General features: G+C 35.5%; 29 protein-coding genes. 4 read left to right on the top strand and 25 right to left on the bottom strand.

Features of this window, described 5'->3' with window-relative positions; all coding sequences use genetic code 11:
• Positions 1 to 24 precede the first annotated feature (24 nt).
• The 11 genes from COD11_RS11955 to COD11_RS11905 form a co-directional block, all read right to left on the bottom strand.
• Positions 25 to 237: a hypothetical protein gene (locus COD11_RS11955; RefSeq protein ID WP_098797148.1), complete on the bottom strand. Its 213-nt coding sequence runs from the start codon at positions 235 to 237 to the stop codon at positions 25 to 27.
• 170 nt (positions 238 to 407) lie between these two features.
• Positions 408 to 890, bottom strand: coding sequence for a carbonic anhydrase (locus tag COD11_RS11950; RefSeq protein WP_098797147.1), 483 nt, complete (start codon positions 888 to 890; stop codon positions 408 to 410).
• Positions 891 to 902: 12 nt separating this feature from the next.
• Positions 903 to 1,913, bottom strand: coding sequence for a sodium-dependent bicarbonate transport family permease (locus COD11_RS11945; protein WP_098797146.1), 1,011 nt, complete (start codon positions 1,911 to 1,913; stop codon positions 903 to 905).
• 133 nt (positions 1,914 to 2,046) lie between these two features.
• The gene (locus COD11_RS11940; RefSeq protein ID WP_098797145.1) at positions 2,047 to 2,412 is read right to left on the bottom strand and encodes a Na-translocating system protein MpsC family protein; all 366 of its coding nucleotides are present in this window, start codon (positions 2,410 to 2,412) and stop codon (positions 2,047 to 2,049) included.
• Positions 2,413 to 2,714: 302 nt separating this feature from the next.
• Positions 2,715 to 2,885 (bottom strand): YezD family protein, encoded by a 171-nt coding sequence (locus COD11_RS11935; RefSeq protein ID WP_098797144.1) that lies wholly within the window; start codon positions 2,883 to 2,885, stop codon positions 2,715 to 2,717.
• A gap of 406 nt (positions 2,886 to 3,291) precedes the next feature.
• The gene (locus COD11_RS11930) at positions 3,292 to 4,182 is read right to left on the bottom strand and encodes a sulfite exporter TauE/SafE family protein (protein ID WP_098797143.1); all 891 of its coding nucleotides are present in this window, start codon (positions 4,180 to 4,182) and stop codon (positions 3,292 to 3,294) included.
• A gap of 517 nt (positions 4,183 to 4,699) precedes the next feature.
• The gene (locus tag COD11_RS11925) at positions 4,700 to 5,569 is read right to left on the bottom strand and encodes a cation diffusion facilitator family transporter (protein WP_098797142.1); all 870 of its coding nucleotides are present in this window, start codon (positions 5,567 to 5,569) and stop codon (positions 4,700 to 4,702) included.
• A 277-nt stretch (positions 5,570 to 5,846) separates the two neighbouring features.
• Positions 5,847 to 6,386, bottom strand: a complete 540-nt coding sequence (locus COD11_RS11920; RefSeq protein WP_098797141.1) for a magnesium transporter CorA family protein — start codon at positions 6,384 to 6,386, stop codon at positions 5,847 to 5,849.
• Positions 6,386 to 6,937, bottom strand: coding sequence for a GNAT family N-acetyltransferase (locus COD11_RS11915; protein WP_098797140.1), 552 nt, complete (start codon positions 6,935 to 6,937; stop codon positions 6,386 to 6,388). Before COD11_RS11915 ends, COD11_RS11920 begins: the two co-directional genes overlap by 1 nt.
• A 234-nt stretch (positions 6,938 to 7,171) precedes the next feature.
• Complete coding sequence (locus tag COD11_RS11910) at positions 7,172 to 7,525, bottom strand: hypothetical protein (RefSeq protein ID WP_098797139.1); 354 nt, start codon at positions 7,523 to 7,525, stop codon at positions 7,172 to 7,174.
• A gap of 42 nt (positions 7,526 to 7,567) precedes the next feature.
• The gene (locus tag COD11_RS11905) at positions 7,568 to 8,113 is read right to left on the bottom strand and encodes a cupin domain-containing protein (protein ID WP_098797138.1); all 546 of its coding nucleotides are present in this window, start codon (positions 8,111 to 8,113) and stop codon (positions 7,568 to 7,570) included.
• Positions 8,114 to 8,255: 142 nt separating this feature from the next.
• Here COD11_RS11905 and COD11_RS11900 point away from each other — a divergent pair, with 142 nt between their 5' ends.
• Entirely contained in the window at positions 8,256 to 8,873 is a 618-nt protein-coding gene (locus COD11_RS11900) for a LysE family translocator (protein ID WP_098797137.1), read from the top strand.
• 99 nt (positions 8,874 to 8,972) lie between these two features.
• Here the strand turns inward: COD11_RS11900 and COD11_RS11895 are convergent, their stop codons facing one another.
• The 6 genes from COD11_RS11895 to COD11_RS11870 form a co-directional block, all read right to left on the bottom strand.
• A complete protein-coding gene (locus COD11_RS11895) occupies positions 8,973 to 9,626 on the bottom strand; it encodes a FusB/FusC family EF-G-binding protein (protein WP_098797136.1) in 654 nt (217 codons plus the stop codon).
• A 33-nt stretch (positions 9,627 to 9,659) separates the two neighbouring features.
• Positions 9,660 to 10,259 carry a short chain dehydrogenase gene (locus COD11_RS11890; RefSeq protein WP_098797135.1) on the bottom strand — a complete coding sequence of 200 codons (600 nt, stop codon included), beginning with the start codon at positions 10,257 to 10,259 and terminating at the stop codon, positions 9,660 to 9,662.
• 29 nt (positions 10,260 to 10,288) lie between these two features.
• Positions 10,289 to 10,564, bottom strand: coding sequence for a glutaredoxin family protein (locus COD11_RS11885; protein WP_098797134.1), 276 nt, complete (start codon positions 10,562 to 10,564; stop codon positions 10,289 to 10,291).
• A gap of 12 nt (positions 10,565 to 10,576) precedes the next feature.
• The gene (locus tag COD11_RS11880) at positions 10,577 to 11,899 is read right to left on the bottom strand and encodes an MFS transporter (protein WP_098797133.1); all 1,323 of its coding nucleotides are present in this window, start codon (positions 11,897 to 11,899) and stop codon (positions 10,577 to 10,579) included.
• Positions 11,900 to 12,053: 154 nt separating this feature from the next.
• Complete coding sequence (locus COD11_RS11875) at positions 12,054 to 13,037, bottom strand: alpha/beta fold hydrolase (protein WP_098797132.1); 984 nt, start codon at positions 13,035 to 13,037, stop codon at positions 12,054 to 12,056.
• Positions 13,038 to 13,287: 250 nt separating this feature from the next.
• Complete coding sequence (locus tag COD11_RS11870; protein WP_176551058.1) at positions 13,288 to 14,013, bottom strand: YwmB family TATA-box binding protein; 726 nt, start codon at positions 14,011 to 14,013, stop codon at positions 13,288 to 13,290.
• 146 nt (positions 14,014 to 14,159) lie between these two features.
• Here COD11_RS11870 and COD11_RS11865 point away from each other — a divergent pair, with 146 nt between their 5' ends.
• From COD11_RS11865 to COD11_RS27500, 3 genes are all read left to right on the top strand, one after another.
• Positions 14,160 to 14,369, top strand: a complete 210-nt coding sequence (locus tag COD11_RS11865) for a hypothetical protein (RefSeq protein ID WP_098797130.1) — start codon at positions 14,160 to 14,162, stop codon at positions 14,367 to 14,369.
• Positions 14,370 to 14,414: 45 nt separating this feature from the next.
• Positions 14,415 to 14,648 (top strand): hypothetical protein, encoded by a 234-nt coding sequence (locus tag COD11_RS11860; RefSeq protein WP_098797129.1) that lies wholly within the window; start codon positions 14,415 to 14,417, stop codon positions 14,646 to 14,648.
• Positions 14,649 to 15,040: 392 nt separating this feature from the next.
• Positions 15,041 to 15,166, top strand: coding sequence for a hypothetical protein (locus COD11_RS27500; protein WP_255301611.1), 126 nt, complete (start codon positions 15,041 to 15,043; stop codon positions 15,164 to 15,166).
• Positions 15,167 to 15,239: 73 nt separating this feature from the next.
• On the opposite strand, the gene COD11_RS11855 is transcribed toward COD11_RS27500, so the two are convergent.
• The 8 genes from COD11_RS11855 to COD11_RS11820 all read right to left on the bottom strand — a co-directional run bounded on the left by COD11_RS11855 (position 15,240) and on the right by COD11_RS11820 (position 24,793).
• Complete coding sequence (locus tag COD11_RS11855) at positions 15,240 to 16,073, bottom strand: sugar phosphate isomerase/epimerase family protein (RefSeq protein ID WP_098797128.1); 834 nt, start codon at positions 16,071 to 16,073, stop codon at positions 15,240 to 15,242.
• Positions 16,070 to 17,053: a DUF6005 family protein gene (locus COD11_RS11850; protein ID WP_098797127.1), complete on the bottom strand. Its 984-nt coding sequence runs from the start codon at positions 17,051 to 17,053 to the stop codon at positions 16,070 to 16,072. Before COD11_RS11850 ends, COD11_RS11855 begins: the two co-directional genes overlap by 4 nt.
• Positions 17,046 to 17,324, bottom strand: coding sequence for a petrobactin biosynthesis protein AsbD (asbD, locus tag COD11_RS11845; protein ID WP_098797126.1), 279 nt, complete (start codon positions 17,322 to 17,324; stop codon positions 17,046 to 17,048). The genes COD11_RS11850 and asbD overlap by 8 nt, the downstream gene beginning before the upstream one ends.
• The gene (locus COD11_RS11840; RefSeq protein WP_098797125.1) at positions 17,321 to 18,553 is read right to left on the bottom strand and encodes an AMP-binding protein; all 1,233 of its coding nucleotides are present in this window, start codon (positions 18,551 to 18,553) and stop codon (positions 17,321 to 17,323) included. The genes asbD and COD11_RS11840 overlap by 4 nt, the downstream gene beginning before the upstream one ends.
• The gene (locus COD11_RS11835; protein ID WP_098797124.1) at positions 18,550 to 20,244 is read right to left on the bottom strand and encodes an IucA/IucC family protein; all 1,695 of its coding nucleotides are present in this window, start codon (positions 20,242 to 20,244) and stop codon (positions 18,550 to 18,552) included. Before COD11_RS11835 ends, COD11_RS11840 begins: the two co-directional genes overlap by 4 nt.
• Entirely contained in the window at positions 20,216 to 22,042 is a 1,827-nt protein-coding gene (locus COD11_RS11830; RefSeq protein ID WP_098797123.1) for an IucA/IucC family protein, read from the bottom strand. The genes COD11_RS11835 and COD11_RS11830 overlap by 29 nt, the downstream gene beginning before the upstream one ends.
• A gap of 109 nt (positions 22,043 to 22,151) precedes the next feature.
• A complete protein-coding gene (locus COD11_RS11825) occupies positions 22,152 to 23,126 on the bottom strand; it encodes an ABC transporter substrate-binding protein (RefSeq protein WP_098797122.1) in 975 nt (324 codons plus the stop codon).
• A gap of 113 nt (positions 23,127 to 23,239) precedes the next feature.
• Positions 23,240 to 24,793, bottom strand: coding sequence for a helix-turn-helix domain-containing protein (locus COD11_RS11820; protein ID WP_255301610.1), 1,554 nt, complete (start codon positions 24,791 to 24,793; stop codon positions 23,240 to 23,242).
• Between the last annotated feature and the right edge of the window lie 96 nt (positions 24,794 to 24,889).

Raw genomic sequence — 24,889 nt, 5'->3', positions numbered from 1 at the left:
CTCTTTTTACTCTTAAAATTCGTATTACAACACTTTTTGCTTCTTCTTAATCTCTTTATGATTCATGCCGCGGTTTTTCATTTCCCATTTCACTAAAGATAGGAATTTTTTAATTTCAATCACTCTATTCAGATCATAAAAAGATCCTCTACTCTTATGTACTTTTAATTGTTTTTTATATTTTAAATAAATACAAGATAATTCGTTATTATTAATTGAACTTAGTTCTGGTCCCATCCACTTCACCCTATAGAAAAAATTCCTTTCTCATTATGAGCGAAGAATGGTGTTAATTCAAGAGATTTATTTTTTATTTTAAAACCTTTATGAAATGAGCTTTTATGAGTAATGAAAAGGTAAAGGGCAATGACCTCGCAACGGTTTATCACCCTTTACCTTTTCCTAGTCTAAGAAACCATTTCAATATGATTTGTCTTCGTATCCACAACAATGCCATGAACTGCGATTGATTTTGGAATAAGGGGATGCATTTGAACCAGATTCATATTTTTCTTAATGATCGTTTCCATATTGTTCTCCCCTGTTAACCACTTTATAACATTCCCGCCCCCAACTTGAAGATAATTTAGAGTAGAAAGAATGTTTGTATTCACTCCTTTTTCCCTCATTCGAGCTAGAAGCTCTTCTTCATTAAGAAGTAGATCATTGTTGCTTCTTTCTCCAATGAAATAAATTTCATCTATCTGCTCGGATAAAACCAGCATGATGATTGATCGAATCATGCAGCTATATGTTTGAGATAATTCAGCGTTATAACTAGAAAGTACAATCATATCTTCTTGTTCTCTCTTTGTAATGCTTTGATAGATAGCATGCAACGAACTGTTAAACCCAGTTATAATTAACACCTTTTCCTTCTTGTTCATCATCATGAAAACCTCCTAAATTTGTATCATCTGTGATAATTGATAATAAAACGGAATACCAACTATTAAATTTAATGGAAACGTTACACCTAAAGATAAGCCTAAATAAATAGAAGGATTCGCTTCCGGAACTGATGCTTTCAATGCCGCAGGTGCTGCAATATAAGAGGCACTTCCCGCTAAAACTCCCATTAAGGTTGTTCCGCCTAACGAAAGTCCTATCATGCTACCAAGCAAAACACCTAACATTCCAAAACATAATGGAGTGATTAATCCGAAAAGCAATAACTTAATGCCATGTTTTTTTACTTCTGGTAATCGCTGACCTGCAACTATTCCCATATTTAATAGGAAAAGTACAAGAACACTGTTATATAAATCCATAAATAATGGCTTAACAGCTGGAACTGCCTGTTCACCAAGTACTACACCGATGCCCAAGCTTCCAATTAAAAGAAAGATACTTTTCCCAAAAATACTTTCTCTTATCACTTCCTTATCGATCATTCTGACAGATAGAGGCACAATCCCAATTCCCTGTGACGATAAGCTCGGTAATGAGTTATTTTTCTCTATCATTTTTAATAGGAAAATTGACACTAAGATTGCCGGACTTTCCATAATCACTACCATTGCATTCATAAATCCCTCATAAGACGTTCCATTTTTCTCAAGAAAAGAAATGGCAGCCCCATATGTCACAATACTAATTGACCCATATGTAGCAGCTAACCCTATTGTGTTTTTTAAGTCTAATTTCATAAGCCTACCAATCATCATCGTGATAATTGGAATTAGGATACCTAGAAATAAGGTTGCCATAATCGGTTTAATAACCGACCCAATCGGATAATGAGATAATTCAATTCCTCCCTTTATTCCAATGGCAATTAATAAATAAATATTCAACCCTTCACTTAATCCACTCGGAAATTTCAAATCTGATTTTACGATCGCTGCTAAAATTCCCAGTACAAAAAATAGCACAACCGGTGAAAGTAAATTTTGTATGATAATATCTATCATCTTCTTCCCCCTCTTTTCGTCATTCCAATAAAAAAACCGACAACTTAAGAAGTAATGGTATGACCCATTTCATCTTAAATTTGCCGGTTTACTTTCAACTAAGCTACAAGCTTTTTTGGTTGTCTCCCTCTATTTATTTCTCAAACGTTTCCTCAAGATTGCGATTTAGCTTAAACAGCATCACTCGTTCACCTGTTACTGTGCTAATATCTGTGTGGAAGCTTCTTATTTTTTCTCCAGTAATAGTAAAAATGATTTCTCCTAATGTTTCAATTCCTGACTCCACTAAATCGGAACGGGTTCTCTTAATCGATTGCATTCCTTCCTTTGTTTTACAAAGGATGAGCTCGGCCGGTGCCAACACTCCTCTTAAATTCACAATAATCATGTCCCGTAAGATATCTGTTTTCACAGAAACGGAACCACGTCCTAGAAAATCCTTTTCCCACTGTGTTAACGCCTTACTTATTTCAGACTCGATTATTCCCTTTGACTTCATGTTCCCACCTTCTCCCTAATAAAAAAATCGGTATACTTCCTAACATCGTCATCTTGTTAAGAAATATACCGATTTATCTTCACCTCGTATCTAAATTAATTATCTTCGTCTTTTTCAGATTATCAATAAAACGTATTAATAATGTGCTAAAAACTATTTATCATTTAGATCAAGTAAAATCTATCGGTTATTAAATTTAATCTAAATTTACCGATTCTTATTTGGAATGTCAACATTTATTTTAAAAACTGATTTTAAATTAATACTCCACTAACGATTACATGCTTAGCCTCCTTTTATTTTCAGTCCTTTTCTTCATTTTTTTTTAAAGCAAATCTGTATTTTTCCCCTTTTTCAATTTGAGTCACTTGAGAGTCATGTACTGTAATTTGAACAGTACCATATTCCATACTTTCCAAGAAGCTGACAATTTTATCGATTACCTCTTTATCAATTTTATTTTTTGTAGACAACAAGATCCTCTCCATTCAGTAAACTAAATCCACCCACCAAAAACCTAGTAATTCGATGTGTTTTATCTATTTTTTTTATAATATATTATGTTTCTTTCATTAAATCAACTACATTTTTGGAAGGATTTTCACTAAATTTTTTCACACTTTCTAAGAATAAGTTTTATTATAAGACGAGTCCGTTTTTAATCATACCGAACTATTTTGAAAAAGATTTAGCTTACTCCACCTCAACTAAAACTACTTTTTCTTAAAAAGGAAAAGGCTTCCAAATCTTAATAATCAAAGGATGAATATTAAGAATAGAAGCCTTTGTTAACGAGTCATCATCAAAACATCTATAGCTAGAAAAACTTTTTTCTCTGAAATTACTGTTTCGAGAGCCTACAGTTTACTAGTCAGCTTTTTATGAATTGATTTCTGCTTGATTGACATTTTTATAAATTCTTATTTTAGAAATTGTATAGAAAATAGCTACCACCCAGACAAGGGCAATCCCAACATAGATATAAGGATAAAAACCTGTATTTTCAACCCAGGAATTTAGTAGTGTTCTGGAGTTCACAAGAATAATAAATCCGCCAACTAAAACGCCCATTAATTGTGCATGAACTTTTTGGACTAACCATGCCGCAATCGGAGCAGCGATAATACCACCAATCATTAGAGCACCTACCCATAGCCAGTTAACCTCTTCCCACCCAAGAGAAATTAGAAATCCTAGTGTAGCAGATACTGCAATTGCAAACTCACTTGTATCAACCGTTCCCACAACTTTACGTGGACTCATTCCTTTTTTTGATAATAAGACAGGCGTCGCAATAGGACCCCAGCCACCTCCACCCGTTGCGTCGGCAAAACCTGCGATTAAGCCTAAAGGAATGGATTGTTTTCGACTAAGCTCAATACCCTTTTTCTCTTCTGTTTGACGAAACTTAAATAGAAATCGGATAAGAACATAAACCCCTAACAAAAGAAGAAATAAAGAGATATAAGGTTTTGCTAGATCACCAGGTAAATTACTTAAGAAGGTAGCACCTAAAAAAGCGCCAATCGAACCTGGAATAATCAGTCGATACACCGTCTGCTTATCCACATTACCAAACTTGATATGTGATGCCCCGGAGGCTGCTGTTGTCACAACTTCAGCCAGATGAACAGATGCTGAAGCAACTGCTGGTGCAATCCCGAATGTTAGTAAAAGCGTTGTGGATGTGACACCATAGGCCATTCCTAAGGCACCATCAATCAATTGTGCAAGAAAACCAATAATTGCGAAAACAAGTAACTTTTTCATCAATAAACACCTCTTTCATGATAAAAAATGATAATAAAAAAGGCATAACTCCTCTACATGAAACAGCAGAATAAGAGTTATGCCTTCGGTGGTCCGATCGGCTTTTTTATTTCATTTTTTGATTAAGCTGATTATAATTCATATTATTCCTACCCGTCAACTAGTAATTAAAATCTTTTTGTCATTTTTTTATCTCAAACAAATATGCTGCTGTAACTATAGCACCGCTATTTGTTCATATGTCATAAGAAGATGAAAGGAGCTTTTGAGAGAACATGTAGTGCAGATGTTATTCGTACTATCATTTGGTGAAAGTGCTATGCTGACAGTCTTCATCGCAGCATGTAAACAATCGAGCGAGTGTATCCAAATACACTCCTTTTTATGTTCAATTAAGGTTTATTTACTCATTTCATTTGATCATTTCCATCTTATATTTGACGATTCCAAATATTTATCCGCTAAATCCCAACTTACATAAAAAAAGCCACTCTTCCACTCGAAGAACAGCTTCCCATTAATTCGGTTCAACATGTATATGAACATCATGCACACCATATTCAATAGTCATCATTTTTTCAACCATTGTCGCAATATCATGAGCCTTTGTGATATTTAATGAAGAATTTACAAGAATCACAACATCAATCACTTCATTGTTTCCGTAATTTCTCCCCTTAATTTGCTTAATACCCTTAACACCATCTACCTTTAAAATAACTTCCTGATACAAGCGTAATTTATCTTGATCAAATCCGTCTGAAAGTTCATGTGAAGATTGCCTGAAAATGTCCCAGGCTGTTTTACATATTATTATGCCAACAATAATGGCAGTGACTGTGTCTAACCACGGCATATTGAGTTGAGAACCAATGATTCCAATGGCCGCCCCGATACTAACCCAGGCATCTGATAAATTGTCCTTTGCTGCAGCCATCACAGCACTACTCTTAATGTTTTCAGCTAATTTTTTGTTATAACGATACACAAAATACATCACGAGTGCAGAAAACACCCCTACATATGCAGCAATAATATCTGGTGATTCTTTTTCCCCATCAAATATTGATACAATTCCATCAAACAATACTTGCAATCCTACTGCCATCATAATAAAGGAAGCCAGCAGCGATGCAATTGTCTCACTTTTCCAGTGCCCATAACCATGATCCTCATCAGGAGGTCGTTGTGAAAGCTTTAGACCAATGAGTACAGCAATGGATGCAATTACATCCGTTGAATTGTTTAATCCATCTGCTTTCAGTGCATCCGAGTTACTTATGTAGCCAACAACAAGCTTTAAAAGTGATAAACATATATATGCAACGATGCTAATAATAGCACCACGTTCGCCAAGTTTTAGGTTCCGATACTTTTCTTCTTCCATCACAAACCTCCTTATCGCCTTTCATATCATAGCAACAACAAGTCGGGTGGGTCTAGAGCAACCTTTTTGCATGCTTTTATATAAATATGAAGGGTGAAAGAATGTTGAGTGGAGGAAATTTAGGTGGATTGAGAAAACACTATTTTAAGGTTGAATGAAGGTTCGTCTATCATATTAAATCTTGTAAATCAAAAATTTTAAAATAAAAATTAGCAAGGTACTTATTAGAGTGTATACCTAATAAGTACCTTGCTAAGAATTACATAGCTAATCTTAGTCATTTATTTCTTTTATCTTGTGATGGCCGCTTCCCCCACCATCCCTTACTCCTAAAAAATAAAGCAATACTAATGCCTATCCCAAACATAACAACAAGGGCTAATCCATAACCAAAATTCCATGTTAATTCAGGCATATTTTCAAAATTCATTCCATATAAACCAGCAATGAATGTCATGGGAATAAAAATAACACTAACTAATGTTAGAGTTTTCATAATAGAATTCATATGATCGGATTTAAGAGACATTTGCAAATCAAAGATACCTGTTAGAGTTTCAATAAACGTATCAAATGCACTAACCACTCGCTCAAAGTTTTTGCCTAGAGTCTTTAAGTATATGGATGAATCTTCATTAATAAATTTGGAATCAGATTCTCCAATATCGTTAATAACTGCTTCTTGAGCTTCAACAATTTGTCTTAAAGAATGAATTTTCCCTTTCCAATTATACACTTGATGACCAATTTCATTAGCAAACGGATTTTTTACAGAAACTTGTATTATATTCTTAGCTGAAGTTGGTTCTTTCTCCATTAAATTAAATGGCTCTCCCACTCATTCCTTAAAATTCCCATCACTAAAACGTCGTATCTTTTACCATCTCTATAAACAGCCGATCTTTTTCTTCCTTCTAATTGAAACCCTACTCGTTCATAAGCTTTTAATCCACCAATATTATATTCAATTACCTCAAGACCAACACGATCTAAATTGGCTTCATGAAAAGCATAGCGAAGAATTAATCGTAGTGCCTCTGTTCCATATCCTTGCCCTCTATTAGTTGAGTCTCCGATGCCTATTGCTAAAAGTCCGGTTCTGTTATTCCATTCAATTGAGTGAATACAAATCAACCCTATTAATTTATTATCTTGAATCGTTTTTAAAGTGAAGAATATTTCAGTGTGGCTCGATTTTCCTTCTTCTGCTAACTGCTCCTTATTTTTAGGAAGTGCGATTTCAGTATCAACATTGCGAAGATACTCAGCATCTTCTCCCCACTTCTCCATTGTTTCAAAGTCTTCTTCTAATGGCAGAGCCAGCTTTAGTTTTTCTCCACGAAACAGGTTTAATTTTATTGTATTCATTCTATTAATCTCCTTTTTTTTATTGGTACTTACTTACAAGGGCTGCTTGAATCAGTTTATCTTCGATTTTAGGCAGTTTATCTTCGATTCTCAGTATTTTATCTTCGATTTTAGGCATCTTATCTTCGATTCTCAGTATTTCATCTTCGATTTTAGGCATCTTATCTTCGATTCTACAAAACTCTACAATTTTCTCACCGCTAACAAGTAGTAAATCTCCTCATAGAATTAAAATTAGTAGTCTTTCAAAAATTCGAGCATACTTTGCTTATCCTTTGCCATATATAAAGGAGTTGAATAATCCAACTTGCCACTTCTATAATCGTAAACAAAGAAGCAAGGAAACTCTGTTAGATAATATAAGGGAATTCCTTCTTCAAGAGCAATGTCTCTTGAGAACGCTTGAGACTCTCCGACATTGTTGAACTGCCATAAATCATCTTCATACTCATAATGCTTGTTTAACGCGTCATGATCTTCATCATCAAACTCTCTGTAAACCGTGACTAACGTTAAATCTTCCTTAGCATCACTTTTAGGTGTTGATTTAGCTTCTTCTATACCAAATAACTTTTTAAACAATCCCATGTTCTTCCTCCTCTTTGTTCACTGTTCTTTTTTATATAAAAATTAAAAAGCCGGTGGTGTTAATGAAAATAGAATAACAGCTTTTTCAGTAAAGCTATTTTCCCATTTATGCTTCATATATGCTGGAATTTTGACGCTATCACCAGTTGCTAATCTGTATTCTTCACGATCTAAAAACACTTTTATTTTCCCTTCTATTACAATAGCCACTTCTTCTCCTTTATGCTCTAAAAGCTTTTCAGACGAAGAGGTGTTAGGCGGGACTGTCATAATGGCCGTTGCCAATGTGCCTGTAAAATCAGGTGACACTAGCTCATACGATAGGTTTTCAACAACCATTTTTTTACGTGAATGGGATCTTACAACTAAATCCTCTGTTTTTGTTTCTTCAAGTAAAAAGCTAAATGTCGGAACATCAAGAGCCTTTGCTAACACCTTTAATGTCTGGATTGATGGATTAGCTAATCCTCTTTCAATTTGACTTAACATGGAGGGTGTTATTTCAGCTATTTTTGCTAACTCTCTGCTGCTAAACCCTTTTGCTTTTCTAAACTTCTCAACTTTTTTTCCAATATCTATATTTTCCATCATCATCCCCCTTAGCAAAATAATTAAATATAATTTAACTATTTTAAATCAAATTGAATATATTGTGTTAAACTGAATTGAACAATTGTTAAATTCTATTTTACATTACTGAATTTTACAGGTCGAGTTAGGAGTGGAGAAAATGAGTGATTTCTTAACGTTTTTGGTTCTTTCTTTATTTGTTGTAATGAGTCCAGGTATTGACACAGCCCTTATTACAAAAAGAACGATTTCAGACGGTAGAAAAGATGGATTTAGCATGGCTTTAGGAATTACAACTGGATCTTTCGTTCACACATTTGCAGCTGCCTTTGGTCTTTCAGCTATTTTGCTTCAGTCTGCTGTTGCCTTTGAAATTGTAAAATATGTGGGTGCCTTTTACCTGATATATCTCGGGATTTCTTCTTTTATTTCAAGAAAGAAAAAAGATCCTGCTGCTGAACAACAAAATGCACAAATGAAAAAGTCCGCTTTTAAGCAAGGCCTCATATCAAATGTAATCAATCCTAAGGTTGCTATGTTTTTTCTAACATTTTTACCACAATTTATTCAAACAGGTGAAAACGCCACACAGCAACTAATCATTATGGGTGTTATTTATACACTGCTATCCATTTCTTGGTTTTTCATTTATGTATTTTTCATTAACTATATACGTGAATGGCTGTTGTCTCCGAAAGTACAAATAATCATGGATAGGGCTACAGGTCTTGTTTTAATCGGATTTGGTTTAAAGCTTGCGTTGGATAAAAATCACTAAAAGGGCCTTACAAATACGTAAGCCCCTCAAAATTTAAGGATTAGATTGATCTTTTTCCCCTTAGGTATTACACGAACTAACTGTTTCTTTTGATGATGTTTAAAATTTCACGAGAGTCATAGTGGTTTTTTTCTCATCAGTGTGTGAAGTGATTATTCTGTGAAGTGAATCTAAAGAAGTCAAATTTTGATTACATTTCATGTTATCTTGGCACATATAATGACTTTGCTTAGTTAACGTATCTGTTTCAATTGTAAAAACACCTATTTGTTCATAACGATTGCAAACTTCACAAATTCCTTTATTCGCCCATGTAAATATTCCTTTTATACCTACTAACTCATTATCCATTGTAGCAATGATAAATTGCTTGTTTACAGCAGGATCTTGCCACTTAAAATAACTAATGTCTCTCAAATCTATTGTTTCTATGGAAGGAAGTTTGACACTTTTTTCGTTATCAAACAACGTGCTAAATAATTGCTCAGAAATCTTCCCAAATGGAATAACATAAATCTTTAATCTAAGCAAATAAACCAATGCCTCCTTTTTATCATTAAGATAAAAAATTGGATCAAATAAAGCTTTCTTATTTTGTTCTAAGTTAGGAAATAAACGATAAATTCTTTCCCTCATCATTTGCTTAATACTATCTAAAACATCCATGCTGCAACCAGATTCATGAACATTAACTAACCCTATTACATCTGACTTAATAACATTATATTGGTAGCTTTTTATAAAAGGCTTCATTTAATCCTCCACACCTTTTTTTGACTAGTACAATTAGTAAACCCGATACGTTTTTCCGGTTTGTGCTCCTTCAACACTTTTTACATAGGCTTTTGCGACTTTACTTCCTGGAACAGGATCAAATCCCTGAAAATATGGGCCATACTTATCCATTGACTCCACTAACACATTGGGACTAACATTATTAATTCTAATTCCCCTTGGTAATTCGATTGCAGCTGACTCTACGAAACTTTTTATAGCTCCCCCAACCATTGCGGCCGAAGTACCTCCAATAATAGGATCTTCCATGATAATTCCAGTGGTTAACGTAAAGCTACCACCATCCTTAATAAAATGCTGTCCTATTAGAACGAGATTCACTTGACCTTTTAATTTACTATTAATAGATAAATCATTGGTCTGTGGTGTTAATTCCTTAAAGGGGCCAAAATAGGTTTCACCCGTGGCACTAATAACTGCGTCAACCTCCCCTACAGATAGATACATGTCCCTTATACTATCTGGAGAAGTGATATCCACAAAGATATCTGATTCTCTTCTTCCTGCTATCACTACTTCATGACGTTGTTCTAACTCTTGCCGGACTGCACGACCAATTGTTCCATTGGCACCAATTAATACTATTTTCATAGGGTTACCTCCTAAAGCATTTTTAGTCATTAGTCTAAATAGGTATAAATCTCTTGTTTATTCATCTCAAATCCAATGATATTTTTAACCAACTTTTTAGATCCTAGAAATCCCTTCTTATAGAAAGCAAAAGACGGTACAATCCTTGTTCCCGATAATTGTATAAGCTCTTTTTCCAAACTAGAATTCTTACTTACATCTTTATCGATATAGGGTATTTCATTTTCTTGAAGATACTTCTTCGCTTCTTGGCAGTCAGAGCAGGTTGGTCGAGTATACAGCTCAAGAATGTATCGTTGTTTCAATGTAAACACCCCTCACTTTTTTAAATTTATAAACAACAGCAATGCTATGCTTGAAACAATCATCAACACAGCAAATACATAGGAGAAGCCGCTAGCAATTGATGACAAAATGATCCCTGCAATTGTTGGTCCAACTGTTGAGCCTAATGATCTAAATAAACTTAACAATCCAACTGCTGAACCTGCTTCTTGCATTGATGTGCCCTGTATAATAAGAATATTTAATGGTGCACCAATAATAATTCCAATTCCAAACCCTGCTATAGCAGCAGACATAAGGAGTAAGAGATAATTAACAGGAAAGATAAAAGAAAGTGAGCCGATTAATGTAATCGCAAATCCTAAAAACAATACATTTTTAGCCCCCCATTTTGAAACCAAATACCCGCCTATCAGTGAGGCAATCATAGAAGCTACAGCAAGTGGAGCCACCCCATAGGATGATTGTGCCTTCGTTACCTCAAAGTTTGTTTCTATATATAGTGGTAATAAATTCATTGTTGATGCCATGATGAAGCCGGACATTAGTGATAAGAATAAAACCACTAACACATATCTTGATTTGAAATAACCTAGTTTAATAATAGGATCCTGTGATTGCTTTTCTGTTTTAATGAACAATGGAACGATTAGTAATCCGATCATTAGCATTGTGATATTTTTTAATGTAATCCCCAGCATAAGGGAAAGAATCATACCTGTTAGTAAGATAATACCTAGATAATCAATTGGTTTTTTACTAATTGTTTGCGGTAATTTCATCGTACTCATTAATAAAATTACTAGAATAGAAATTGGAACATTGATGAAGAAAATCCATTGCCATGCGAAATGTTGAATAATATATCCTCCAACAATAGGACCCATAATACTGCCAAAACCAAATACTACCCCAATCCATCCCATTGCTTTTGCACGCTCTTCTGCTGGATAACTTACAGTAATGTAAGCAGCAGTGATTGGAAAGATACCCCCTGTACCTATCGCCTGAATACTCCTTCCTATTAAAAAGGTTAAGAAGTTAGGAGCAACGGCTGAAAATAAAGAACCTAATCCAAATAACAAAATACCAGTCATGAAAACTTGCTTTCTGCCGAATCGGTCCGAAAATTTACCCATTAGGGGTATACTAACAGCAAACAGTAAAGTATAAATGGTGAAACTCCATACCCCCCATGAAGTATTAATACCAAAAGTACGAACAATTGAGCTTAACGCGGGTCCGACAATTCCATGATCTAAAGCCCCCATAAAGATACCTGTAAGAAAAATACTTAACACAAGAGATTTTTGTTTACTTTGTGTTTGTAATTTGTTTTCCAATAATGCTTCCATAACTTTTAACCTCCAATATCTAACAAGGAAATAATTTCTATATTTATTTTATACCATACCCCCCTACTGTATGTAAAGTAACGATTTACTATTTTTTCTAATTTTATTATTTCACTTAATGAAACCCTAACTAAGAACGGTTTTTGAACAACCTCTATTCACCTTCCAATTGACTCTCAATAAACTCATTAATTTGTTTACTCATTTCCTGAGATTTTGTCCAATGCAAATAATGATGTCCATCTAAGGTGATAAGTTCACTTGTACTTTGATTTTGCAATTGATCTTGATAAAAGGTCACATTTGATTTTCCTTCTTCATTCACCTTGTCTTCTTTCGTCGTGAACATCATAATAGGCATATTTGGAGGAAATACCAAATTCTTTGTTTTCTTAATATTATTGCTTAACTCTTGTGCTTCTTCGATCACATTCGAATTGTAAGCCTTCCAAGCAGAAAGCTTCTTCGTCATCATTAAATTCTGTTCAGAATAAGTTCCTTCATCTGCGATAGGTAGAAAGTTATTTGAAATCACATTTACAGCAGCTCTTGCGATTCCCGTCGGAGCAACAAATTTCAGATATCCTGGCAAATCTGGTGTAGATTCTTGAAAGTATTCTGTTGCCATTGGTAAGGTGCTATCAATACCAATAATGGCTTCCACTTCATCTGGATATTGATTAACGTAATACATACTATAAATTCCTGAAACAGAATGAGGCATGAAGATATAAGGTCCATCAATATTGCTTTCCTTAAGAGCTGTTCTCATTTCCTCTGTTATGTTCTCTACTGTTCGTTCCTTCTTTGTAAACTCACTCCAGCCATAACCAAAGGGCTCAATGACAACAACTTTATGATGTTTTGCTAATTCATTCATCAACGGTTCGAAATCTAAGGCAGGGGCTGTCGTACCTAACCCACTTAAAAGAACAACAGTATGTTCACCTTTTCCCTTTGAATATACATGCATTTTCTTTCCATCTACCTCAACGTATTGCCCAATTGCAGGGTATTTTTTTTGCTCAAATTTCGTCATAGTTTGATGATATGCAATCCATATCAAAAAGAATGATAGTAAGACGATCAAAATATTTCTCGTTCTTTTCCAAAATGTAGACTTTTTCTTCACTTTCATAGCTTCACATCTCCTAGTAATCTAGTTCCACACATTTCTTTATAATAACGAGTCATTTACCTAATTAAGCAATTCAAAGTAAGTTTAACAACAACTAACGAACGTTAGTACATTGATTATTATAATACTTCTTTTGTAAAAATCAACAAAAATATTCCAGTAACTAGAAAAACCACAATAATGTCTAGACCTGTAAAAAAGGCCAAGCAGCTTAGTCAGATACAAACTAAGTGCTTGGCCTTTTTCACTATTAATATTCCGTAATAATAATCGGTGTCCCAATTGTCACATTTGTCCGCTCTTGATCGGGGCTATAGCGTAATCCCATTTGCAAATTCACTTTCTTGTTATTCTTGGCTGGGATGCTTTCTTCCCATTTTGACGTGAAACCGGATATTGATTGAAACCCTTCTTCTTTAACACCCTCAATATAATCTGCTCCAAAACCATCCATAAGGTTTGTTGTTATTTTCTCCAAGTCGGGTTTCCCCTCAAGATATCCATTAATTGTATAATACTCTTTGTCCATCTTCAGATTCATATTATCCAAGAGTTGATGAAGTTCCTCACCATCTAAAGATTTATCTTTGAATTGTAATGTTAAAAACATTTGAAAACCTTCATTGCTTTCAGTGATATAAATTTGTATTTTATAAAGTTGGCTAGTTACCTGTTTATCTATTTTTGCCTCAACAGTAACATGATGGTTTTCCGGTTCATGTGTAATCCATTCGTGTATAAAAGGAAACTTGGCTTTTGTATTTCTCACTATTTTATTTACTTCTTTATCGCTATTCGCAGTACCTAGATCTGCTTTCAAGTATCCTTGCCATGAAGTGATGCTTATCTGATTTTTTTCTGCGATTTCGATCATTTCTTCTAATTTATATTCTCTATTACTTCCTTCTACAGAATGAATAGAATAAAAAATAATAGTAATAAGACAACTTAATATTAGTCCAATTTGTTTGATCATTGCTCTCTCTCCCCTCATGAGAAAGCATTGACCCTTTTTTATAGATATATACCTATTAAAATACTAATTGAGGAAAAATAAAAAAGGCTGGAACTAAATATCACGATGGTCATACCATATAAAAAAGCTTAATAAGGGGATGTTGAGTGTCAATGCTGCTAAAAAACCTAATACCGATCTTTGTCATTTTTTTGCTTTCAGCTGGAGCATGGTTAATCCCATCTGAGCAACTTCACTCCGAAATTCCAGCATTAGAGGTCTTTGGTAAGATTGGCACCACAATATCAGTTGTGATGATTATGTCTTTTCTACTTCTGTATGTAATCTATCGATTAATAAGAAAAAGGTCGTGTTAAAGGAAACAATAGATTACTAATATGTATAAATAGGGTGAATATTAAATGTTTGTAACACTATTACTACCGGCTGTCATTCCCTACGGCAACCCGGTCACATTTTTTAATCCAACAGCAGGCTATCATCGTAAAAGAGAATTTTTTAATTGGGTTCATATGGTTCAAATAAAATATAGTCCATATCAGTCTGTACCTTTATTACAAACCGATACAAACGATACAATGATTGAAGGAGAATTAAGTCCTCAAACAAATTTTGTCCCAAATAATCCTTCATAGAAGGAGTTGCCCCAGTAGGCAGCTTCTTCTTTCTTTTTCACTTCTTTTCCACAGCCTGTCCACCATACTCATTTCTTAACGCAGCAACAACCTTCCCAATGACCGATTAGTAGTGAAAGAACAATCACAGGGGTGTAATGCTTCGGATTGTCGAAATCTAGCGAATCGAAGATAAGTAGGGCAAAATCGAAGATAAATTTAAATAATCGAAGATAAACAAATCCTACCAGCTAATTTGTAAGCACATTTAGCTAAAAACATATGATCATCTCCTCTAATAATGAGTCTTTCTTAGTAAAAATCATTTTCCTCCTACTACTTAAGCTCTATATTTAGTAAATCTGGAACTTTTCTCCCCCAAAAAAATCTTATTATTAGAAGTCGATAAACAAATGGCCATGCTTCAACGCTTAAAGGCAAGAACCCAGGAAAAAAATCAGTCCGGCTTTTATGAAGCTGTACCTGCAGTTGAAAAGGAATTAAGGAAGTATGAACAAACACTACAAGCAGCTGAATAAAGTAAAGAAAAAAATAGCCAATCAATTCATGTCAATTGATTGGCTATTTTCTTTGCAACCTTATTCAAAATAACTACTCTTTCCTCACCTTCATAGACTCCATCATCTCACTAATCTGCTTCCCATCATTCTCAAGCACTTTCTTCACATTTGGACCAAACCATTCTAACGAAGCATATACGTCCATTGTTGGAATCAATTCTTCAAGAAAATCCTGATAATTAACAGCCCCTTCAAATAATGGAACCATTCCTTTCCTGGAGCCAGCTGCTGCATAAACATTATTAGGAGAGAAAACATCTAATTGTGAACGCGAGGCAATATTTTTAAAGTGAAAATGAGACACATACGGTCCAAGCTGATTCATCGCTTCAATTGGATTTATACCAGATTCCCATACATGTAACACATCAAAGTTTATTCGAAGAGCTGGGTGATTTGTTTCTTCTAGTAGCTGAATCGTTGAAGCAAGGTTATCTGCTAATGTATTCGGATGTGTTTCAACAAGGACAGACTGACCTTCTGCGTATAGAAATTCACAAATTAAATGAAGTTTTTCAACCAACTCATCTCGTTCCCTTTTAGTTGTCTGCGCACTACCTTTTTTCCCGACAAATGTACGAATCTTCTTTGTTCCCCAATGCTTTGCTAATTGAGAAAGCTTCTTCGTCTCTGTGAGAAGATCACATTCACTCACTTCTAACGGTAGATAATCGCTAAGCATACTTGTTTCTAAACCATAAGCATTCAGCCAATCAGCTCCATAATGAGGTTCATCTGCTAAGTTTTTTGCATGAATTCCCCAAAGCTCAATTCCTTGAAAAGAATGGGCTTGAGCCCAGTGTGCAATTTGATCTAGGGAATGGAGATGATGTCGAAAAGAGATTGTACAGATCGAGAGTTTCATTTAAGCATCACCTTCTTTGTCTTGTTGGTTTGTTCTTTTGACCACTGCTCGAAGCATTGCAATAATCCCCTTTTAATCTTACATTCTCGTTCATTTTGTTCGGATAATTTTGAATTAATATCATTAACGAGTGATATGTCCTTTGTTAGCGCAAGCTTCATCGCCCGGTATTGTATTGTTGTATATCCCTTTACAAGAAGCTCGATTTCATCACACCAACTTTCAAAGCCTTCCTCCTCCAGCTCAAGAAGCTCCCAAAAATAAGCAAAGGCATGCTCATACGCATATTTTCGTATGGCTAGTACGGGTAATTGTTTTAATGCTGAAGAAAGCTGCGACAGGTTTTCCTTCTGTTCTCCAATCGTATAGACTTTAACAATGTCGGATATCGCCTCAGTAATAGGATTAATATCAAGCTTAAGGCAAGTATGAAAATAAGCTTGAATGGTCTCAGCACTTGGTGGCTGAATTCTTTCCGCTTGAAAAACATACCCTCCTTCTACTGCTGGTTCCGCGATGGCGTTCAAAATTCTATGCTTCGGCAATACGCCCTCCCACCTAAAATCAGGATCATACATAAACCATTCATCCTCATTTTCTGTTTTTTCAAGCATCACATAATGAGGAAATGGCTTTGAATGAAATTTATTTTCTCGTTCTGGAAGCAGTGATAAATCGAGCATAACCATTACATATTGATGCTGATCTTTGGCTTCCAAAAATCTTAACATCTTTTCGATATTTTCCTGCTTTGATTTTGATTCGTCATACCATTTTTGCAGCTTAATACCGTAAAGCAGTTCATACCATTTTTGAAAAAATTCATGGTCAATTCTGTCTGAATGGTAGGTTAATGTTCCATCTTCAAGAACATCAAAATCTGCATCCCATACACCAAAATAGTAAGGCCTGTGGTCAACCCCACTTGTTTTTTTTATCACTTCACAAACACAGCTAACAAAGCAATGAACTTTAATCATGAGTTTCCACCACCACCCCTTGCACATGTTGACGCTCTAAGAAGGCAGCCAAGTGGCCTACTGTTTTGAAATCATTTGGAGAAAGTGCCTCATCTGGCATTTTGATACCTAAATCTAACTCAATAAATAAAATCAGCTCTAAAATCATGACTGAATCCATATAAAGATCTTCGTTTAATTGTGCTTCTTCATGAAAAGAAGAAATCGTCGGAAGCTCTATTTTATTTTTCAATATGTGATAGATTGCTTGAATAATTTCTTCTCTTGTCATATGTACGTCTCCGCTAATTTTTTTCGACTTACCTTGCCATTTGGTAATTTTTCAATATGAGAAACACGTTCGAACTCGATCGGTATTTGATGTGGAGCCAGATATTTACTGCACCATTCTCTAAGCTCTATTTCTTCAATAGTTTCCTCTGAAACATATTGAGCACATACCCGTTCTCCTGTGAAATTGTTTTGCTTTCGAAATACAATTGCTTCGATAACTCTAGGTTCATTCATAAAAACATTTTCCACTTCTTGAGGGTAAACATTTAACCCAGCAACATTAATTGTGTCATCCATCCTTGCTAAAAACGAAAGAATTCCATCTTTAACATAACCTAAATCCTTTGTAGAAACAGAGTTTGTTTTTGTGTGTACAATAATTTCACTCGGAGCATCCATTTCACCAGCTTCCACTCTTAAATGAGGTAGAGGATATCCCATTTCCCAAGCTTGTTGCAAGTTTGTGTGAACGGCAACACATCCAGCTTCAGAGCATCCATACTGCTGAAACACTTTTGTTGAAATGCTTTTTAATGACTCTAACCAAATAGCTGGGATCACTGTTCCTGAAGTCATCACATAGTGAAACCGGTGATTCGCGCCCATTAACCTGCTCAATGTATGTAAAAGTGTTGGTGCTGCATAAAAGATATGATTGCGATGCTCATTAAGCTTTTTTAATAGATAGCTTGGATTCATTTTTGTAATGATAACAGGCTCTGCCCCTCTTTTTAAGCAAGAAAGCACGCCGCTAATTAATCCATAAGAATGAGAAACAGGACACGCGACAATTGAGGTGGTGAAACGATCAAGAGATAGTGTGGAAACATAGCTAGTCAGCTCTTCTTCAATTGAACTCCATGATCGTTCAATGCATTTTGGGGTACCTGTTGTGCCTGAACTCATTTGGATAAGACCACCTTCACCTTCCCATTCATTACTTGATAATTCAGTCATAGAATGTAATGATTGATAAAATAGAAAATGGCAAGAAGCAGCTGTTGCCATTCGTAGCGCTCCTTGTTGTGGTGTTGAAGGATGGATTGGAAACACCATCCCGCCTTTTTGACGAATATATAAGCATAGTGTGATCCACTGAAACATATCAGATAAACAAACAGCTAATCTTTTATTTTGACATTCTCTAATCTGCTCTATTGAATCAAAGAACTCATATTGTTTTTCCACATCATGCAATGTATAGTAATGGTCATCCACATAAATCATCGCGAATTCTCCTTTTGTCCTAACGTATTTTTCACAAGGTGACGAAATTCACCTTCACTCTTTTTGCTAAGCTTTTTCTTTAAAAGAGATTCAGCATATATAAACGGTTTATTTATTTCTACCTGTTTGTGTCGATGAATCAACTCGGGGAATTTATCCAGGTAGAGTGAGAGAGCTGTATCCACTGCATGCCAAAATTTTTCCTCTTTGTAGCCATATTGTTTTTCAAGTAGTGCTGATAGCTCTGTTAAATGGAAGACAAATAAGGTATCCATAACAAGCTCTCTTAAAGCCTCCACAGATGACATCCAATAATATTGATTAGGGGGTGCATCTTTAAAAGTAGGATGTATGTTTTCGAAATTCGGTACAAAATCTTTATTTAGTAAAAACTCCTCAACATACTCCAAGCTATCATGGAAATCTCGTAAAACCACTTTTGTTGGCCAGCCATTTCTGTGTAAAAGAATCATATTTTGCGCATGAGCTTCAATCGCAATTCCGTGTGCGATGAAAAGATGCCAAACAGGCACAACACTTACTTGGATGAATTGGTTTAGCCAGGTTTCAATTCCATATTGAGTAAGCCAATCATCTATAAAAGTTCGACCATCCTGCTCGATCATGGCTAGAGCAGTAAACGGTACAGCCTCCTCTCCATTTCTCGTATATAACCTTATGCTTTCTCTCCAAATGGCTCCTAACTGTCCTTCTAACTCCTGCTCTGGTGATTCAAAAGTGATACCAGCATATTCCTTTAATATAACGAGAGCTGCCTCATTTTTTAGATAGAAGTCTTTTTGAATGACGTTTTCAAGCCAATCTGAAATATAAGCTGCTGCACAAACAGCATGAGGCTGTAACGTTCTTTTAGAAGACGTGTTGACCATATTCATAGATAGCTTCATATTTGCTTTTTCAGGATTAAATTCGTTCCATAAGGTGCGAACAGATTGTGTTGCTCTGTAATAATCTCCTTTCACCCTTAATAAAAGAATCTCTTTGGCATTAATAAGTTTTTCTAGATGTTCTTGCATCGACTTCCATTGGTAAGGATGAATCGGTAAAAACGTATACGTATCAAAGTTCTCTCCCATTGAATGAAGCTGCTGTAACATGTATTCCCACATTAATGTGCCAAGCTCTTTTCTCCAAAATGCTTCTTCGTCTCCGGGAATCGATATTCTTACTTTGTTTCTTTTTACCGCCGTCCAAATTAATGGGAACGATCGTTTAGCTTCTGGACCATACTGTTCATGGTCTTGAATTGAAAACCCCATACGCGACTTAAAACATGGATGATACGGATGGCCTTCACTGATTTCTGATTCTAATTCTTCGTAGCTGGAGTCCCTCCTCGACATCGGATGGAAAAGATGAGCTTCATTCCACTCACATAGGGTGATCGTTTGAGTTAGCTCAGCAACTAATCTACGTTTTGCCTCACCATCTGCTATACATGCTTCTACTAGCTCTTCTAAAGTTGCCTCGATCCTTTCTTCGTCTAGTCGCACCCTATCAAAGGCCATTCTTTTTCCTCTAAAACGATAGGTATGTGATTTTCCGAGTTGATGAAAGGTACCCTTGTCTTCTTCAAATGGAATTAGATTTTCATAAAGCAATGCTTCAACTAATTGTTTTTTCACTCGGTTTTCTGCTGTTTTAGTAGGTATAAGAGATAACTTTTGCACATTGTTCCTCCTTTTGAAGGTTTAAGAAAGGATTGTTTACTTTTGTGTAAATCGCCTGCTCTAGCTTTGCTGTTAGTTCATCTACATCATGAAGACGGGTTAATAAATTCGCTTTGTATGATAGTTCGTCTTCATGTAATAAGGAGTGAACAAGTTGTTTGCCTTGTCCTTTTAGCTCTTTTTCTAACGAGTATAATTTATCTGTTGACCATTGAAGTAGAGTATCTTCTGAGATCAGCCCATCAGCTCCAAATCGATAGATTACTGAGAAAAGCTGATTCATCATAAGATAATAGGTAAATCTTTCTTGTATTAACGAATCATTATAAAATAGCTCTGGTGTTTCGAGTAATGAAGGCTCCATATGACAGAGATACTGTTTATGATTTTCCGATAAATAATAGCCTTGATTATCTCGGTAAAAATACGTTTTTGGATAGCCCTCTGATACATCTAAAACACTGTTTTGTTGATGAGCTTCTAACGCAATTCCATGCTCATCATATAAACGGATAAGTGGGTCAATTGCACAATCCCAATACTTTTCAAACCACTTCAAACTCACATCTTCTATTGAACGATGATCTCGCTTTGCCACCTTCATGATGAGTTGGTTAAGCCTTGATTGTTGATTTGGCAAGGGATCTTGTGCAATTGCTGCTATTGAGCTGATTCCTTTATCTCTTCCTTTAGGAAAGGGGTTTGACCGAATAATCACTTCAAACCCTGACTTTTGTTGATGTGGAAAATCAACCGTTATATATCCAGGATCATCAATGATTTGAAAAGCTGGATATGTTTCAATAAACGATAATTTCCTCCATAATCTTGCCATTACAACTCCTGCTTTTAGTTCATGCTGTTGATTAACTCGTAATGAATTAGTAACTTTCACGGGAATCGAAAATTTAAGCATATACTCCTCATCAGCTCTATAAACCGTTCGTAGTGATGACGTGGCGGTATAATTTTTCCCTAATGTACCTAAATTTTTAATTAATCCTCTATTTATTGCATCTTTCACATGATCTTGATGTAAAAGCCATTGTGCTTGAAGCGGATGCATCGGTACGATACAAGCTTCTTTTGAAATGTGTAGAGTAGGAGATGATTTTATTAAGGCTTTTTTCAGCAGCTCACTAGCACTCTCAGTTAAAATGGATTCTTCTTTTATCATGCTGGAATCAATTTGAAAGTAATGAAGCTGAAAACTTCCTCCTAATTCAGGTGCAAAGCTTTTGTGCTGCCAATATGACATTCCTTGCCTGCTTTTTGGTGTAGGGTGAAACCAATGACCAAAGAGTAGAGATTGCTCTGTTTCTATAAATGAACTGTTTGCTGAATAGAGAGTATGTGAATTCTCCAATCTTGCTTCAATATATCTTTGCATTGTTTGATAGCTTCCAATTAATCTGAAAATTAGTTCATCATAATGTGAAGCAAGATCATGATCACGATTTGAAGTTGCCATTAAGTGAAGCTCTTGAACTAACGTCATCATCAGCGTGATCTTTTCTTCTCTATACCACTGCTTTCCTTTTTGACAGTACTTAAGTGGTGTGCCTAAAACATGTCTCCCAACCTTTGAGCGATAGTTCACTTCAATTGCTAATATGATTTCTTGCTGAGGAAGTTCAAGCTCTAGTATGTATGGACCATTAAGGAGGATCGAAGACCTATTTTCTATGATCCAGTCCTCCGTCCTTATACATTGTCCAATGTCTACTTCTCGAATAAAGCTATTAAAAAAGGCCTGAAACGTTGCGTTTTCAGCAATTTGTTTAGCTGAATAGTTCATATTTCCACCCTTTCACAGAGTCTATAGTCCTACTAATTGAAAATCATTCTCAATAGGTGAGGGAAAAATAGTCTTCTTTTTCAGAAGACTAAATTTTTATACTACATGATTATTCACCTAATAATAATGTCTCAATTTCTTTCAAGCCTTTTTGACGTTCAATTGGATCCCAAAAGCCCCAAGTTGTTGTAAGGGTATGTACTTTATCATTTTGTACCGCTCTTAGGTTTTTCCACACTTCTCCTTGAGTAACAGAGTCATAATATTCACCACTATTAAAGTATGTTACATCGATAATGTGATCAGGATCATATTTTACTAGACCTTCAATTGAGATATTTTCACCAAAATCTTCAGGCAGGTTTTCAGTTGGTTTTAATTTCAGATCATCAAATAATAATGAGTTCGTTGCATGATTTGTTGTTCCATATACACGAATGTCCTTTTTATTGATACCAACTGCCATGAAGGTTTCTTCCCCAACCTTCTCACGAATACGATTTCCGATATCTTCTGCTTCTTTTTCCAAGTCTTCAATAACCTTTTTACCTTCTTCTAATTTACCAGCTGCTTCAGCTACTTTTAGGTGATCTTCCTTCCAATCTCCCCCTACCTCTACAACAACAGTAGGAATTGTCTCAGCTAACGCATCATACAGTGGCTTGTATCGATCACTGATAATCAGTAAGTCAGGATTAAGCTTTACAATTTCTTCCGTATTTATTTCATCTGCATATGGAAGTGCAGTGACACCGGCTAATTCTTCTGTTAAATGTGGTGGGAATTCATTGTCATATGCCATAACAGCATGTGGTTTAACGCCAACAGATACGAGTGAACCTTCCCATGAAACATGTGATAGTAGCACAATTTTCTCCGGGTTCATCGGTACTTCTGCTTCACCGTATAAGTGCTTAACCATTCTTGTCTCCTCTTCTTTCTCCGTCTCGACTTCCTCTGTTGCTTGTTCTTCCTCTTTGTTTTCTTCTGCATTAGAAGCTGTTTTTTCTCCACTACCGCATGCTGTTAATACAAGTAAAAGCAGCATTAACATCATGCTCCATGAAGCGAATTTCTTTGCCATGAGCCTTCCTCCTAATTGATAATGAATTTCATTTACGATGATAACAATTATCAATTAAAGCGAACATGGACAATTCATCCTTTTTACATGGACAAAATATACACCTTATGAAACTATGACATTACTCTTGAATTTTTAAAGCTTGAGCTAAATTGTAAGAGCATATGCTTTCTGCCTATTGGTCCCCAAGGATCCCATTCATGGCTTTTGGGATAGTAGATTTCTCTATTTTTAACAGCTTTTATGTTTTTCCATTCTTTTGATGTAACCACTTTCCATACATCTTTTTCATGACTCCAAAGGATGAGCAGTTTGTCAATATTGAACGCGGCAAGCTCTTCTACTGTGAGTACTCGGTATCCACTCGTTGGCAAATCAGGATGAGGCTCAAAGCCCAGCTTTTGATAAAGTAGATCAAAGCAAGCATGGTCACTGTGACCATAAAGACGAATTTCATTTTGTCTAATCCATATAACCGCCCAGTTCCCTTTTCTCGTCAAAGGACAGAGTTCATCCTTCACTTTTGACTCTAAGCAACAAATCTCTTGTTCGATCTTATCAACCATATTCTCTTTTCCAAGTAAGCTTGCAATCTCGCGAAAGTAGTCATTCCATTCTGTTTTCAATGAAATATGCTGTACTTTTTGTTGATGTGATAGCAACACAGCTTGTACTTCTCCATTATGTAAAGGAGTTTTAAAAATTCGATCTGGCTGTGATTGAAGAATTTCTTCTGGTTTAAACATCTTTTCTGCGTTTAGCAGACGTGTTCCGTGTAAATGATGTTCTAAATGACTCGGTAGCCCGTTACTTGACGGATAAACAGATGGATAGAACGGGGCCGCTACAGGCTGTATGCCTAATGCTAATAAATGATCTTGTAAAAACATTTGACTCACAACCGCAATTCTTTCTTTTGATTTTTTCATAAAAACTGTTGGAGCCTCTCCTACTTTTTGTTTAAAAAGACGACTAAAATAAAATTCATCCTGTAACCCAATCTTCATCGCAACATCTTTTGTTGTAATGCCCTTATTTTGAAGCATAAGCGCCTTGGCTGTTTGGATTCTTTCCTCAATTAAAAACTCTTTTGGCGACATTCCTACTCGCTTTTTAAACGCACGCGCAAAAGAATTTGGAGTCATATTTACTTTTTCAGCTAATGTTGCAACCGAATATGGACTTGCTACATTCTTTCGAATCAATTCCATCGTTTCCTCGATCTGATCCACTTCTGCATAATCAGTTAAAAAAGATAAAATATTCCAAATCGCTGATTGAAACCTACATTGTGCCGACAACGACTCCCCTTTTTGTAAATGAATGGCTTCATCCCACAATGAAACCATCTTTGCTGGCAATTGGTCAGCTAGGCCAATCGACAATATATTAGCAAGATCTTTTACTTCCTTATCCCATGACAGCTTATAAACAGTTAAAAGCTCCGGGGCCGTGGATAGGAAATGACAGTCTTCTGTTAAGAAATAACTTTTCCCTTCTCTAAGAGGTTCCTGCTCTCCATTTCTCACGATAAACCCGTGACCTGAAGCAATATAAATAAGGCTAATATGCCCGTTCATGACGTGGATGAATTCCATACCTCCATCACGGATTTTCATCATATCTAACTTAAAATGATGAAGCTTAGTAAAAAGTAAATGTGTCATAAAAGCACCTTCCTTATTTTTGAAAAAGAATTGACAAACTGAATGTAACAATAGTAGATTAATAGACAATTACGACAGTAAATGAAAATGATAATC

This window comes from Bacillus sp. AFS040349, from assembly GCF_002577655.1.
Lineage (GTDB): Bacteria > Bacillota > Bacilli > Bacillales > Bacillaceae > Metabacillus.
The sequence above is the reverse complement of the archived record's forward strand: the minus strand, read 5'-3'. Positions and strand labels throughout refer to the sequence as shown.

Excerpts from the sequence above, each read along its gene's own strand:
- COD11_RS11895 (WP_098797136.1), bottom strand. The coding sequence starts at position 9,626 with ATGAAGCCTTTTATAAAAAGCTACCAATATAATGTTATTAAGTCAGAT.
- COD11_RS11825 (WP_098797122.1), bottom strand. The coding sequence starts at position 23,126 with ATGGCAAAGAAATTCGCTTCATGGAGCATGATGTTAATGCTGCTTTTA.
- COD11_RS11875 (WP_098797132.1), bottom strand. The coding sequence starts at position 13,037 with ATGAAAGTGAAGAAAAAGTCTACATTTTGGAAAAGAACGAGAAATATT.
- COD11_RS11820 (WP_255301610.1), bottom strand. The coding sequence starts at position 24,793 with ATGACACATTTACTTTTTACTAAGCTTCATCATTTTAAGTTAGATATG.
- COD11_RS11900 (WP_098797137.1), top strand. The coding sequence starts at position 8,256 with ATGAGTGATTTCTTAACGTTTTTGGTTCTTTCTTTATTTGTTGTAATG.
- COD11_RS11880 (WP_098797133.1), bottom strand. The coding sequence starts at position 11,899 with ATGGAAGCATTATTGGAAAACAAATTACAAACACAAAGTAAACAAAAA.
- COD11_RS27500 (WP_255301611.1), top strand. The coding sequence starts at position 15,041 with ATGGCCATGCTTCAACGCTTAAAGGCAAGAACCCAGGAAAAAAATCAG.
- COD11_RS11890 (WP_098797135.1), bottom strand. The coding sequence starts at position 10,259 with ATGAAAATAGTATTAATTGGTGCCAATGGAACAATTGGTCGTGCAGTC.
- COD11_RS11925 (WP_098797142.1), bottom strand. The coding sequence starts at position 5,569 with ATGGAAGAAGAAAAGTATCGGAACCTAAAACTTGGCGAACGTGGTGCT.
- COD11_RS11940 (WP_098797145.1), bottom strand. The coding sequence starts at position 2,412 with ATGAAGTCAAAGGGAATAATCGAGTCTGAAATAAGTAAGGCGTTAACA.
- COD11_RS11830 (WP_098797123.1), bottom strand. The coding sequence starts at position 22,042 with ATGAACTATTCAGCTAAACAAATTGCTGAAAACGCAACGTTTCAGGCC.
- COD11_RS11920 (WP_098797141.1), bottom strand. The coding sequence starts at position 6,386 with ATGGAGAAAGAACCAACTTCAGCTAAGAATATAATACAAGTTTCTGTA.
- COD11_RS11855 (WP_098797128.1), bottom strand. The coding sequence starts at position 16,073 with ATGAAACTCTCGATCTGTACAATCTCTTTTCGACATCATCTCCATTCC.
- COD11_RS11930 (WP_098797143.1), bottom strand. The coding sequence starts at position 4,182 with ATGAAAAAGTTACTTGTTTTCGCAATTATTGGTTTTCTTGCACAATTG.
- COD11_RS11850 (WP_098797127.1), bottom strand. The coding sequence starts at position 17,053 with ATGATTAAAGTTCATTGCTTTGTTAGCTGTGTTTGTGAAGTGATAAAA.
- COD11_RS11955 (WP_098797148.1), bottom strand. The coding sequence starts at position 237 with ATGGGACCAGAACTAAGTTCAATTAATAATAACGAATTATCTTGTATT.
- COD11_RS11860 (WP_098797129.1), top strand. The coding sequence starts at position 14,415 with ATGTTTGTAACACTATTACTACCGGCTGTCATTCCCTACGGCAACCCG.
- COD11_RS11840 (WP_098797125.1), bottom strand. The coding sequence starts at position 18,553 with ATGATTTATGTGGATGACCATTACTATACATTGCATGATGTGGAAAAA.
- COD11_RS11950 (WP_098797147.1), bottom strand. The coding sequence starts at position 890 with ATGATGAACAAGAAGGAAAAGGTGTTAATTATAACTGGGTTTAACAGT.
- asbD (WP_098797126.1), bottom strand. The coding sequence starts at position 17,324 with ATGACAAGAGAAGAAATTATTCAAGCAATCTATCACATATTGAAAAAT.
- COD11_RS11945 (WP_098797146.1), bottom strand. The coding sequence starts at position 1,913 with ATGATAGATATTATCATACAAAATTTACTTTCACCGGTTGTGCTATTT.
- COD11_RS11870 (WP_176551058.1), bottom strand. The coding sequence starts at position 14,013 with ATGATCAAACAAATTGGACTAATATTAAGTTGTCTTATTACTATTATT.
- COD11_RS11910 (WP_098797139.1), bottom strand. The coding sequence starts at position 7,525 with ATGGGATTGTTTAAAAAGTTATTTGGTATAGAAGAAGCTAAATCAACA.
- COD11_RS11905 (WP_098797138.1), bottom strand. The coding sequence starts at position 8,113 with ATGGAAAATATAGATATTGGAAAAAAAGTTGAGAAGTTTAGAAAAGCA.
- COD11_RS11915 (WP_098797140.1), bottom strand. The coding sequence starts at position 6,937 with ATGAATACAATAAAATTAAACCTGTTTCGTGGAGAAAAACTAAAGCTG.